Genomic DNA, 12556 nt, shown 5'->3' with positions numbered 1-12556 from the left:
TGCACTAAAAATTATTTTTTACCTCTTACAGCTTGAACCATTGCAACCGTAACTTCTTTTTTATTATTACCCCATGAATTATACACATAAGTCAGTACGTTTGCCACTTCCTCATTCGTCAATGTCTGGGCAGTCATGACACTATTGAATTTTTTGCCATTTACAGTAATCTCACCCGTTTTACCTTTCAGCACAATATCAATTGCTCTATTAATATCAGCATTTAAGAAATCTGATTTTGCAAGCGGCGGGAAAGCATTGGGCAATCCTTCTCCACTAGCCTGGTGACATGCAAAACATGTTTTACCATAGATTGATTTACCATCGTCAATTCTTTCAGTAAGCGTGACTGCTTTAGCCGGTTTTGCCGTGTTTTCATCAGGCATAGATTGAATTGTACCTCCTTCAGGATGGTAAACCTGATCTGATTGTGTACCTGAGTATATTTTTTTATTATCCTCACCGGTAACATTAAGCATCCCTAAGCTGCCTTTATTGAAAGTTCTAAAAATAGAGTGGTCGACTAAAATTAAAGTACCTGGAACATCCACTTTAAAATCAACGATGGCTGCACCACCGGCCGGAACAAGGGTGGTTTGAATATCGTGATTTACCAAATCACCGCCTTCTACGTGAACATTATCAAAAATTTCTCCAATAACATGGAAAGAAGACACTAAGTTAGGGCCACCATTCCCAACGAACAAACGTACTCTCTCGCCTACTTTTGCCGTAAGTGCACCATCCCCGGTCAAAGCTCCGGTTTTACCATTAAACACCACATAATCAGGCTCTTCTTTTACTGCTTTTGCCATATCAAACGGTTGCAATCCTTTTTCACCGTTGACTTCTTTAGTATAAAAATCACCCTGCATTACATAGTATTCTTTATCTACCGGAGGCAGTCCTCCTTCAGGTTCTACCAGGATTAATCCGTACATACCATTTGCAATGTGCATCCCTACCGGTGCAGTCGCACAATGGTAAACATACAAACCTTGGTTTAATACTTTAAATGAGAAGGTTACTTCGTGACCTGGCGCTACAAATGAAGATTTAGCTCCGCCACCTGGACCAGTAACCGCATGCAAATCTATATTATGCGGTAATTTGTTATCGGGATGGTTTTTAAGATGGAATTCAACTTCGTCTCCAACTCTGGTTCTGATGAAACTGCCCGGAACTGAACCACCAAAAGTCCAGTAAACATATTTTACTCCATCAGCCATTTCACCTTCTTTCTCAATAATTTCCATATTGACAATCAGTTTTTTTGCCGGTCTGTCGCCTACGGGTTTTGGAACAAACGGCGGTGCTGTCAATTCTGCTGTAACAGGATCTCCTTCTACACTAATTGAAGCTGGATCTGTTTTTGTGTTTTCTTTTTTACAACTAATCATCATTGCACTTCCTGCAATCAGGATTAAAGCTAATTTTCTTAACATTTTGTACGTTTTAATCGTTATTGGTAATTTTAATTGCTTCGACTGTTGGTCTGCCATACTTAATAAAATCAATAATATAGAGTATGATACCAACTGTAAACATGGTGGCACAAATCAGCAATACATAAAAGTGAATGCTAATTTCATTTTGTACTTCCATAAATTCCATTTTTAATTTTCTCTCGAGATATACCTGTACAACACCTGCCACACCAAAAGCAACTGTCATACCTAAAATTCCGATATTCGCCAGCCAGAAAGCCACATGCCCTTGTTTACTGTCATATCGTTTTCTTCCTGTCAGGTTAGGAAGTGCATAACTTATAATAGCTAAGACAATCATAGCATAAGCACCCCAAAAAGCATAATGACCATGCATAGCTGTTACCAGCGTTCCGTGAGTATATAAATTGGTTTGCGGCAATGTGTGTGCAAATCCTAATAAACCTGCTCCGATGAACGAAACTATAGCTGAACCGATAGTCCAGAACAGGGCTATTTTATTGGGATGGCTTTTTTCACCCTTACGATACATCCTTACTGCAAATAAAGCCATCGCTAAGAAAGCAAGCGGTTCTAAAGCTGAGAAAATACCGCCTATAATCAACCAAATTTTATTTACACCTATAAAATAATAGTGGTGTCCGGTACCTAAAACTCCTGATAAAAAGGTCAAACCTATAATAACATACAGCCATTTTTCGATAACCTCTCTGTCTACACCGGTTAGTTTTATCAACAGGAATGATAAAATACCTCCCATAATTAATTCCCAAACACCTTCAACCCATAAGTGAACTACCCACCATCTAAAGAAGGAATCCGTTACCTGGCTATCAAACCAAATCATTCCCGGTAAATATAAAAGCGCAGCAAACAACAATCCCATTGAAAGCACTAAGGCAGTAGTGGTTCTTCGCGGACTTTTAAATAACGTAACCAATATCAGTCCCAAAAACAGTAATACGTTTACTACTACTAAAAAGTCCAATTCTCTTGGGATTTCAAGAAATTTTCTTCCTTCCCAATGGTTTAAGTGAAAACCGATTATGGCTATCACACCAACAACAGCAAGCGATATTAACTGTACATACGCTAGTTTTACACTTACTATTTCCCGTTGCGCTTCTTCTGGAATAATATAATAAGCTGCTCCCATAAAACCTGTCAACAGCCACACTACCAATAAATTAGTGTGCACTGCTCTTGCAGTATTGAATGGAATAATGTCGTGCAGTCCTTGTATACCAATCCGATCAAAACCCATTATAAATCCGTAGACTATTTGCAATGAAAAGAGCAGCATACACAAGGCAAAAAACCAATAGGCTACTTTTTGTGATTCGTATTTCATAAGTGTAATTTTTATTGTTTATCTTTTGCTAATGGTGAAACAACTCTGTCAAAACCATTTAAATCGATTTTCCCAATCCAATTTAAATAGGCTACCATTGCCTCTGCATCTTGTTCCGTCATGGCATAGGCTACCATTTTTCTGCCTCGGGGCTGCCATGGTTCTTTAGACATCAGGACCGCTTTTATATAAGCTTCTCCTCTTCGGTCAACAACTTTTGTTAATTCTGGAGCGTAATATCCTCCTTCGCCTAAAATAGTATGACAGCCCATGCAATTATTAGACTCCCATATTTCCTTTCCGCGAACAATCCTGACATCTATTTTCTCATCAAAAGACTGATCGTTTTGAGGCATGAACGAATAAATGGTTAATCCAATAAAAATCGTAAATGTGACAAACGTTCCTCCGAGAAAAAATGCTCTTGCTTGTGATTTTGAAAGCATAATCTACTTGTTTAAGGTTAGTGAATTTTTAAAAGGACATTTTTATCCTTTTTATCTGAAAACAAATTTCATTAACATTTCATTAACTGTTTATGATATTTATCATATATCAAATTATTTGCAAAAAAAAGCGTCTATGATTAAAATCATAAGTGCTGATTACCTATTCGAGTAATTTCGAATAAAAAAAATAACATGAAAACAATGGAAGAAAAAACAATAGGAGAATATGTGGCAGATGATTTTAGAAGCGCAGCGATATTCTCAAAATACGGTATCGATTTTTGCTGTAAAGGACATAAATCCATAGATGAAGTATGCCAGGCTAAAGGATTGGACAAAGAGGCATTGATTGACGAAATCGGGACAGTTACAAATTCAAATAAAGGAGAAATAATAGATTTCAAATCCTGGCCATTGGATTTATTAATTGATTACATAGAAAAAAAACATCACAGATATGTAGAGGAAAAAATACTTGTTATAGCCCAATTCTTAAATAAGCTGTGTAAAGTTCATGGGGAAAGACATCCGGAACTTTTTGAAATTCAAAAAATGTTTTTCGAATCGGCTGATGAACTTACACAACATATGAAAAAAGAAGAGCTGATTCTTTTTCCTTTCATCAAAAAAATGGTGGCTTCCCAAAATAATGAGAGCAGTTTGAACCATCCTCCTTTTGGAACTGTACTGAACCCTATTCAAATGATGAAACATGAGCATAATAATGAAGGTGAAAGATTTAGAAAAATCAAAGAACTTTCTAACGATTATACACCACCGCAGGATGCCTGTAATACTTACATAGTAACGTTTGCCATGATAGATGAATTTGAGCAGGATCTGCACAAGCACATTCATCTTGAAAATAACATCTTATTTCCTACTGCTGAAAATTTAGAAAACAAATTGTTAAACTAAACTGTATGGATTTTTTTGTAATCAAACGCAGTGGAGAATACAAACCTTTTCAGGCTTTCAAAATCGAAGATGCGATTTTAAAAAGCTTTGACAGTGTTCATGTTGCTTACGACGAAGATATTTTTACTTCGGTAATTGATAAATTACAAGGTAAAACTGTTTGGGCAGTAGAAGAAATCCAGGACCTAATCGAAGAAACCTTATTTAAAAAGGACTATTTTGAAGTTATGCGCTCTTTTATGCTGTACAGGCATACAAGAAAAATGCAAAGAGAACATATTCAGGATTTAAATGATGACACTACTTATGTAGACAGTTCTCAGACCATTGAAGAATATATCCAACAAACCGATTGGCGTATCAATGCTAATGCCAACACGTCTTATTCAAATGCCGGGCTGGTAAACAATGTGGCCGGAAAAATAATTGCTAATTATTGGCTGGATAAAATATACTCCAAAGAAGAAGGGTTTGCACATAGAAACGGAGACATTCATATTCATGATTTAGACTGTCTTACCGGCTATTGTGCCGGATGGAGTCTGAGAGTCTTTTTAAACGATGGATTCAACGGTGTCAGAGGCCGTGTTGAAAGCAAAGCTCCGTCTCACTTCAGAGAAGCATTAGGACAAATGGCAAATTTTTTAGGTATTTTACAAAGCGAATGGGCTGGTGCACAAGCTTTCAGTTCATTTGATACGTACCTCGCTCCTTATGTTTTTAAAGACAACTTAAGCTATGAAGATGTGTTGAAAGCTATCAGAAGCTTCATATACAATTTGAATGTCCCTGCCCGCTGGGGCCAATCTCCTTTTACCAATATCACTTTAGACTGGATTGTCCCTGAAGATTTGAAAGATCAAATACCAACAAAAAACAACCAGCATCTGTTTGCCGTTTCAAATGCAGATTTACTTGGTAAAGCCAGGGAAAGAGGCGTTAGTACATTACCTGAGCTGCAGTACAGGCATTTCCAGAAAGAAATGAATATGATTAACAAAGCCTATTATACGGTAATGACAGAAGGCGATGCCAACGGACAGCCTTTTACCTTCCCTATTCCAACCGTAAATATTACGGAAGATTTTGACTGGGATGGAGAAAATACCGATATATTATTTGAAAACACGGCCAAAATAGGTTCATCCTATTTCCAAAATTTTATCGGAAGTCAGTACTTAGTTGATGAATTGGGTAATAAAGTAGAAAATCCCAATGCCTACAAACCCAATGCCGTACGCAGTATGTGCTGCAGGCTGCAGCTCGATTTAAGAGAATTGCTTAAAAGAGGCAACGGACTTTTTGGTAGTGCCGAAATGACCGGCAGTATTGGCGTGGTTACCATAAATATGGCCAGACTGGGGTATTTGTATAAAAACAACAAAACCGAATTATACCGTCAACTGGACAATTTACTCATTATTTCCAAATCAACTTTAGAGAAAAAAAGAAAATTCATTCAGGAAATGTATGACCGGGGACTTTACCCATATACTAAAAGGTATCTGCCGCATTTCAGAAACCATTTTTCTACAATTGGAGTTAACGGAATGAACGAAATGATTCGAAATTTCACCAATAACGAAGAAGACATCACTTCAATGTATGGATATGAATTTTCAATGGAAATTTTAAGCCATATAAGAGAAAAAATGAAAGAATTTCAGGAAGAAACGGGTAACTTATACAATCTTGAGGCAACTCCTGCTGAAGGAACCACTTATCGCTTTGCAAAAGAAGATAAAAAACGATTTATAGACATACTTCAAGCCGGGGAATGCGAAAACATTTATTATACCAATAGTTCGCAGATCCCTGTGGATTATACCAATGACCCGTTTGAAGCTTTACTGATGCAGGATGACTTACAATGCCAATACACCGGAGGTACGGTACTACACTTGTATATGAGCGAAAAAATAAGTTCTCCCCAGGCATGTAAAGAATTTGTAAAAAAAGTGCTGACAAATTTCAAACTACCTTATATAACAGTTACACCCGTATTTAGTGTTTGTCCGGTACACGGCTATTTGAATGGTGAACACGAATATTGTCCAAAATGTGATGATTTAATCATACAAAACTTTAATAATCAGATATATGAACAAAACCAGACAAATTTTAATTAATCACCAGCATTTAAGAACTAAATGCCTGGTGTACACTAGAGTAATGGGCTATCACAGACCTGTTGAAAGTTTTAATATTGGTAAGAAAGGTGAACACAAACAACGAATCCATTTTAACGAAAAGTCATGCTGTTAAACCTATTTACAGCATAACCCCTTTTACTCTTTTGGATTTCCCTCATATTACAGCCTGCATCCTCTGGTTTTCAGGCTGTAATATGAAATGTTTGTATTGTTACAATCCTGAAATTGTATCCGGTAAAGGGCAATTTTCGTATGAAGATTCTCTGTCTTTTCTAAAAAAACGGCAGACACTTTTGGACGGCGTTATTTTAAGCGGCGGAGAATGCACAAGCCACAAACATTTTATCCCCTTTTTAAAAGAGGTGAAACAGCTTGGTTATGCTGTCAAAATAGATACCAACGGCTCAAATTCAGCATTGCTGGCTGAAATAATAAAATTGAAATTGGTGGATTATATAGCATTGGACTTTAAATCACTGCCTGATAATTATAAAAAAATCACACAGTCCGATTTATTTGATTCTTTTCAAAAAACATTGGATATTTTACTTGAATACAAAGTAAAATTTGAAGTACGGACTACTTATCATTCCGATTTAATTTCCATTTCCGATTTAAAAAAAATGATTCTGTTTTTAGAGCAAAAAGGATACATTGGTTATTATTATATCCAAAATTTTATCAATAACACTCCAACAATTGGTAATCTGAATTATTCAACAAAACTTACTGAAATTGAAAATTTAAGCACCAAAAGAATAAAAGCAGTGCTTCGATGAAATAATTTTTTAAGGTATTTTAGCTGAACAATATCTGTTATCTTGTTTCAAATATAATTGTATCTTGAAAGAAAAATAAATTCCCTTAATGACTACAAAAATAAAAATAGAAATTTTTAACTATTGCTTAATAATTTCCGGAAGCTTTTTGTTAGCGTTTGGAGTGGTTGCTTTTTTATCGCCAAATCATATCGCAACAGGTGGTACGGCTGGTTTGGCCATTGTACTGCATCATCTTCTTAAACTGCCTATATATCTGTTGCTTGTTTTAATTAATATACCGTTATTATTTTTTGGTGTTAAATATTTAGGAAGAAAATTTGCTGTCGACACCACATTTTGTATCGTTTTAATCTCGGTTTTTGTGGCAATTCTCACTAAAATAATTCCGATTCCTGCCTTAAGCAATAATTTGTTACTCTCAACTTTATATGGAGGAATTTCTATAGGCATAGGATTGGGGTTGATTTTTAAAGGAGGGGCCTCAGCCGGAGGCGGTACAATTTTGGCAAAAATAATCGCTGTCAGCACAGGCTTTAAAACCAGTACCATAATTTTAGTTTTGGATGCCCTTGTAATTATTATGGCTGGAATTATTTTTAAAAGCCTTGAAATTGCACTTTGGAGTCTGATTAGTATATATACAGCTTCAAAACTTATCGATACTATTCTGGTAGGTGCGCCAAACAAAAAGATTGTTCATTTATCTTCATCAAAAAATTTAACAGAATTAAGCAATCTTATTTTTCAACAACTAAATATAAAGGGTACAGTTGTAACCGGGAACGATTTAGCAAATACTGAGCATAAGGACATAATTTTTATTTTAATCGATAAAAACAAATTAAACATCCTCAAACAACTGGTTCATTCCTACGACAAAAACATCATAATGATTGTAATGGAAGCTGCTGAAATATTAGGTACTGACGATTAACTACCATATGATCCTGCTTTTAATTTCTTAAACTATTTTTATGTCTGATGCAAAAAAAAAGCATCATATGATAAATGTCATCAATAATAGGACATTTGTGTCCTAATTTTATTTGAAATTTATAATTAAAAATATGAAATTTATAAAACAGTTAAGCTTACTAGCTTTAACAACCTTCGGAATAAATATTCAAGCACAGGAATTTGAAGTAAATTTACAATTAAGACCAAGATATGAATATAGAAACGGTTTTAAAGAACTAATGAAAGACGGTTCTTACCCAAGCTCATTTGTCAGTCAAAGAAGCAGATTGGATTTTAATTACAGGCAAGAACATTTAAAAGTTAAATTAACTCTTCAAAATTTAAGGAATTGGGGTGATGCATCCACAGTTACTGCCTCCGATAAAAATGGAACAGCATTGTTTGAAGCCTGGGCGCAATATGAAATCGACTCTACCTGGAGTATAAAAGTGGGAAGGCAGGTCCTGTCATATGACAACCAAAGAATTATGGGTGCAATAGACTGGGCACAGCAGGCACAATCCCACGATGCAGCATTAATTACTTTCAACACTAAAAAACATCAATTACATTTAGGTTTTGCATTAAATACAGATAGTGAGAAATTATACGAGGAATTGTATACCACCAATTATAAAAACATGCAATTTGCCTGGTACCACAAAAACTTCAATAAAATGAACATGAGTTTGTTGTTTTTAAACAATGGTTATCAATATAAAGAAGCTGTCACAGATGATTTGAAACTTGATTACATTCAAACTTTTGGATCCTTTATGGATTACAAAAACAATAAACTTGATGCCAGCTTAGGAATTTACGGCCAAACCGGCAAAGGCAAATTAATCAATGAAAAAACTCCTGTAGGTGCTTATTATGCCGGTATTGCAGCCAACTATGCTTTTACTGAAAAATTTAAAGCCGGTTTAGGTTATGAATACTTATCAGGGAAAGATCAAGAGGACACCAGCAACAAAATAAAATCATTCTACCCGCTGTTTGGAACAAATCACGCTTTTAATGGTTTGATGGATTACTTTTATGTTGGCAGTTTCAAAAATAATGTCGGACTTCAGGATGCATATTTGAAATTGAATCTGAATTCAAACAAATGGCAGTTTAATCTAACACCTCATTTATTTTACAGCGCAGCCAATGTTTCTGACCCTGCAGCTGCAACAAAAAAAATGGATAACTATTTAGGAACAGAAATTGATTTTGTCACAACTTTTATGTTCAAAAAAGAAATTACCTTATCCGCCGGATATTCACAAATGTTCGGTTCAGATACTTTAGAAGTACTTAAAGCCGGAAATAAAGGTTATGACAACAACTGGGCATGGATAATGATAAATATTAATCCAAGAATCTTCACAACAACTGCTAAATAAAAATGGATTTAACCAAAAAGGATGTGTCGTTGCGATACATCTTTTTTTTTAAGAGTACTTTTAGATTCATAAATCAGCAATCTTGATTTCAATAAAGAAAGCCATCCAAATCATTAATACAAGTAAAATTTCTGAATGCTAATTATTATATGTTGATTAAACTTGTATATAAAGGCAGATTTGAATACTTTAGTTAGCAATGGAGGAAAAAAAGCAAATATTAATCACGTTTGGAGACAATGTCCGAAGGTTCAGAATCCAAAAAGGACTTTCTCAGGAGCAATTGGCCCATCTCGCTGATGTTCACAGAACCTATATAGGAATGATTGAAAGAGCTGAAAAAAACATCACACTGATCAACATTCAAAAAATAACTAATGGTCTTGGTGTTGACCTAATCGATTTATTAAAAGATGAACAAAGAGCAGATTCAGTATCTTAAAGACAATATTTCAGCAATAAACGGTGTGAATTTCGACCCTGCAAATACAGGTATTGGAGGTTTGCTTTTATTTGGTTCTAAAACCGACTTCAAAACTGCTATGAAGAGGTATTTTACTGAAAGACTCAGTGATGATGAATTTAATCAAACCTTACAGCGTGAATTCAGAGATGAGAATTATATTAAAGCAAGAATTCTGGATATAGCAAACAGGCATTTAATTTTAAAAGCTGACTTAATCACATATTACGATTCTATTTTACAGCAAAGTGTAAAAAATGAAATCGATAAAGCTGGATTTGTTGCCAATGCTATTGAGTATATTAAGAATAATATGAATAATGAGTATCATTATAAATATACAGCAACCAGTTTAAAGAAGATTTTAGAAAAACAATATGATTTTATATTTTCAAACGGATTTCCTTCTAATATTCAAAATATAAACACAGGAATCATGACTGCCAATGCAGGGGATAGTGCTCAATTTTTATTTCTGGCAAGAGCCATATTAGCAGGTTTCAATTGTTCCAATGTTGATGTCAGATCCAGTAAATATGATGCAGTCGTTGATTATAACAATACTTTGTTAAGAATTCAAATAAAAGGTGCATCAGGGAATTCAATCAGTTTTAAAGACAGAGACAGAGGAGGTCAGGGAATTGACCATCATCACATAAGAAATCAAGGTCAGAGAATTACTGCGGAACATTGTGATATTTACGCCGCCGTGGATAAACAGGTAGGTATATGCTATTTAATTCCTATGAGTTATGTGGAAAAAATTGATGATGCCGACATCACAAATGTAAGCTTAAATTCTCTTGACCGATTTAAAGAAAACTGGGATATTATTTCTGAAGTTGCTTCCGAAAAAAACAAAAGAATATGAAACTGACTTATTCAACTGAAAACCAAAGGAATAATTATCACTCGAATTCCAAAAGAGCTTTTTCTGGTTTTCCATTATCATCAACTGATGTAAAAAAAACTTTTGATTTTGCTTTCGAAATGTGCATGGGTACTGGACACCACCGTGCTCACAGGACAGGCGGTCAATATGACAGAAGTAACGGAGAAAAATTCTGCAATACATTTCAAGGAAAATTAGCCGAAATAGTTCTTTATAACCATTTTAAATCGCATGGATTTGATATAAAGGAACCTGATTTTGGTGTATATGGCAAAGGTCTTTGGGATGATTCGGATTTAGAAATCAACGGAAAAAAAATTAATGTAAAATCCGCAGCCTTCTTCTCAAATCTCCAGCTTTTAGAAACGAGAGACTGGAACACAAATGGTCAGTATATCCCAAATTTAAATACGGGCACTACAAGTAAATATGATTACTTTGTTTTGGTAAGAATAAAACCCGATTTGAAATCGATATTCAGAGAAAATAATTTATTCAACGGTACTATTTTTGAGAAAGACAATATTGAAGCAACTGTAACGAAACAAAATTTCAGTGCCGATATTGCAGGATATATTACCCACACAGATTTAATAACGGTAATAGCCAATAGAAATATTTTACCCCAAAACTCTTACCTGAATGGAAAAGTAAGAATGGATGCGGAGAATTATTATATTCAGTGTGGAGATATGCGGGTTATAACAGATTTAGTGTCAGAATTGAAAGCTATGCCTCAGCCTCAACAGGCACCATAACATTATCCAGAACTTTTTTAATGTTTGCAGAAACGGCTTCAATAACAGGAACACTGACAGAATTACCCGCTTGTTTGTACAAATTTGAGTTGGCCAGTTTCGTTGGAATCTTAAAAGTATCCGGAAACCCCTGAAATCTTAAACATTCCCTTGGCGTTAGTTTTCTAAAGCCATAATCAGTTAAAATGAGCGGCACATTGTGTCCGCCGGTTCCCATATTAGCAGTAAGCGTAGGACAAACATTTGATTTGTTCTCTCTTACATACTGTCTTCTGAATTGATAAACAGTATCTTTTGATTTGATAGTCTCTTTCAGCATATCAAACATATACCTGTCTTCATTGTAATAGAAAGCATCATCAACTTTCTCTTTGATAAGGAAGTCTTTTATTGTTTTTGTAAGTTCTTCCTTTTTTGGAAATTCAAACAAAGTCTCGGCATTTGGATATTCATTCAAATCAAAAGCTATCATAAATATTCTTTCCCGGTTATGAGGAATATTACCATAGTCCTTTGTATTTAAAACCTGAGCCTGAAACGAGTAATTTCTTTCTCTTAAAGAAGATTCAATCACCTGCATAGTCTTGCCGTGGTCGTGGGTTACAAGGTTTTTAACATTCTCTAAAAAAACCACTTTAGGTCTCATTGTATCAACAAAATCCAATATTCTGAAAAAATGATTGCCTCTATGGTCATTAAATCCCTTTCTATAACCGGCAACTGAAAATGGCTGACAAGGGAACCCTGCTGTCAAAATATCAATCTTTGGAATTGTATTCAAATCCAATTGTAAAACATCTCCTTCAATAAGCTCATGTTTAAAGTTTTCGCGGTAAGTTACACAGGCAGCCTTATCAAATTCATTAGCCCAAAGCAATTCGAATCCGGATTTTTCAAATCCCATACAAATCCCTCCAATACCAGCATATAAGCTCCCTACTTTAAACTTTTCATTCATAACCTCTTGTTTTCTATGCTAATTATAGTATGTAAT

13 protein-coding genes are annotated in these 12556 nt (G+C 35.0%); 9 read left to right on the top strand and 4 right to left on the bottom strand.

The window, feature by feature from the left end:
• Window positions 1-11: 11 nt before the first annotated feature.
• From nirK to EZM65_RS14205, 3 genes are read right to left on the bottom strand one after another with little or no spacing between them, the layout of a single operon-like run.
• Window positions 12-1445, bottom strand: a complete 1434-nt coding sequence (nirK, locus tag EZM65_RS14215; protein WP_136669220.1) for a copper-containing nitrite reductase — start codon at window positions 1443-1445, stop codon at window positions 12-14.
• Window positions 1446-1455: 10 nt separating this feature from the next.
• Window positions 1456-2799: a cbb3-type cytochrome c oxidase subunit I gene (locus EZM65_RS14210; RefSeq protein WP_136669219.1), complete on the bottom strand. Its 1344-nt coding sequence runs from the start codon at window positions 2797-2799 to the stop codon at window positions 1456-1458.
• Window positions 2800-2810: 11 nt separating this feature from the next.
• Entirely contained in the window at window positions 2811-3245 is a 435-nt protein-coding gene (locus EZM65_RS14205) for a cytochrome c (protein ID WP_136669218.1), read from the bottom strand.
• A gap of 204 nt (window positions 3246-3449) precedes the next feature.
• Here EZM65_RS14205 and ric point away from each other — a divergent pair, with 204 nt between their 5' ends.
• The 9 genes from ric to EZM65_RS14160 all read left to right on the top strand — a co-directional run bounded on the left by ric (window position 3450) and on the right by EZM65_RS14160 (window position 11562).
• Complete coding sequence (ric, locus tag EZM65_RS14200) at window positions 3450-4166, top strand: iron-sulfur cluster repair di-iron protein (protein WP_136669249.1); 717 nt, start codon at window positions 3450-3452, stop codon at window positions 4164-4166.
• Window positions 4167-4171: 5 nt separating this feature from the next.
• Window positions 4172-6295 (top strand): ribonucleoside triphosphate reductase, encoded by a 2124-nt coding sequence (locus tag EZM65_RS14195; protein ID WP_136669217.1) that lies wholly within the window; start codon window positions 4172-4174, stop codon window positions 6293-6295.
• Window positions 6267-6431: an anaerobic ribonucleoside-triphosphate reductase gene (gene nrdD, locus EZM65_RS15885; RefSeq protein ID WP_136669216.1), complete on the top strand. Its 165-nt coding sequence runs from the start codon at window positions 6267-6269 to the stop codon at window positions 6429-6431. Before EZM65_RS14195 ends, nrdD begins: the two co-directional genes overlap by 29 nt.
• On the top strand, window positions 6385-7098 hold the full coding sequence (locus tag EZM65_RS14185; protein WP_136669215.1) for an anaerobic ribonucleoside-triphosphate reductase activating protein: 714 nt from the start codon (window positions 6385-6387) through the stop codon (window positions 7096-7098). The genes nrdD and EZM65_RS14185 overlap by 47 nt, the downstream gene beginning before the upstream one ends.
• An 88-nt stretch (window positions 7099-7186) precedes the next feature.
• Window positions 7187-8035: a YitT family protein gene (locus tag EZM65_RS14180; RefSeq protein ID WP_136669214.1), complete on the top strand. Its 849-nt coding sequence runs from the start codon at window positions 7187-7189 to the stop codon at window positions 8033-8035.
• 133 nt (window positions 8036-8168) lie between these two features.
• Window positions 8169-9449, top strand: a complete 1281-nt coding sequence (locus tag EZM65_RS14175; RefSeq protein WP_248574877.1) for an alginate export family protein — start codon at window positions 8169-8171, stop codon at window positions 9447-9449.
• Between the two features lie 199 nt (window positions 9450-9648).
• Complete coding sequence (locus EZM65_RS14170; protein WP_136669213.1) at window positions 9649-9891, top strand: helix-turn-helix domain-containing protein; 243 nt, start codon at window positions 9649-9651, stop codon at window positions 9889-9891.
• Window positions 9863-10783: a hypothetical protein gene (locus EZM65_RS14165; protein ID WP_211196222.1), complete on the top strand. Its 921-nt coding sequence runs from the start codon at window positions 9863-9865 to the stop codon at window positions 10781-10783. The genes EZM65_RS14170 and EZM65_RS14165 overlap by 29 nt, the downstream gene beginning before the upstream one ends.
• Window positions 10780-11562: a hypothetical protein gene (locus EZM65_RS14160; RefSeq protein WP_136669212.1), complete on the top strand. Its 783-nt coding sequence runs from the start codon at window positions 10780-10782 to the stop codon at window positions 11560-11562. Before EZM65_RS14165 ends, EZM65_RS14160 begins: the two co-directional genes overlap by 4 nt.
• On the opposite strand, the gene dcm is transcribed toward EZM65_RS14160, so the two are convergent.
• Window positions 11534-12520 (bottom strand): DNA (cytosine-5-)-methyltransferase, encoded by a 987-nt coding sequence (gene dcm / locus EZM65_RS14155; protein ID WP_136669211.1) that lies wholly within the window; start codon window positions 12518-12520, stop codon window positions 11534-11536. The genes EZM65_RS14160 and dcm overlap by 29 nt on opposite strands.
• Window positions 12521-12556: the final 36 nt, after the last annotated feature.

The organism is Flavobacterium sp. H122, assembly GCF_004959765.1.
GTDB lineage: Bacteria > Bacteroidota > Bacteroidia > Flavobacteriales > Flavobacteriaceae > Flavobacterium.
Note: the sequence above shows the minus strand (reverse complement) of the source record. Positions and strands in the feature narration are given on the sequence as shown.

Coding starts and splice junctions, on each gene's coding strand:
- EZM65_RS14210 (WP_136669219.1), bottom strand. CDS start 2,799: ATGAAATACGAATCACAAAAAGTAGCCTATTGGTTTTTTGCCTTGTGT.
- EZM65_RS14205 (WP_136669218.1), bottom strand. CDS start 3,245: ATGCTTTCAAAATCACAAGCAAGAGCATTTTTTCTCGGAGGAACGTTT.
- EZM65_RS14195 (WP_136669217.1), top strand. CDS start 4,172: ATGGATTTTTTTGTAATCAAACGCAGTGGAGAATACAAACCTTTTCAG.
- EZM65_RS14160 (WP_136669212.1), top strand. CDS start 10,780: ATGAAACTGACTTATTCAACTGAAAACCAAAGGAATAATTATCACTCG.
- ric (WP_136669249.1), top strand. CDS start 3,450: ATGGAAGAAAAAACAATAGGAGAATATGTGGCAGATGATTTTAGAAGC.
- EZM65_RS14180 (WP_136669214.1), top strand. CDS start 7,187: ATGACTACAAAAATAAAAATAGAAATTTTTAACTATTGCTTAATAATT.
- nirK (WP_136669220.1), bottom strand. CDS start 1,445: ATGTTAAGAAAATTAGCTTTAATCCTGATTGCAGGAAGTGCAATGATG.
- EZM65_RS14165 (WP_211196222.1), top strand. CDS start 9,863: ATGAACAAAGAGCAGATTCAGTATCTTAAAGACAATATTTCAGCAATA.
- nrdD (WP_136669216.1), top strand. CDS start 6,267: ATGAACAAAACCAGACAAATTTTAATTAATCACCAGCATTTAAGAACT.
- EZM65_RS14175 (WP_248574877.1), top strand. CDS start 8,169: ATGAAATTTATAAAACAGTTAAGCTTACTAGCTTTAACAACCTTCGGA.
- EZM65_RS14170 (WP_136669213.1), top strand. CDS start 9,649: ATGGAGGAAAAAAAGCAAATATTAATCACGTTTGGAGACAATGTCCGA.
- dcm (WP_136669211.1), bottom strand. CDS start 12,520: ATGAATGAAAAGTTTAAAGTAGGGAGCTTATATGCTGGTATTGGAGGG.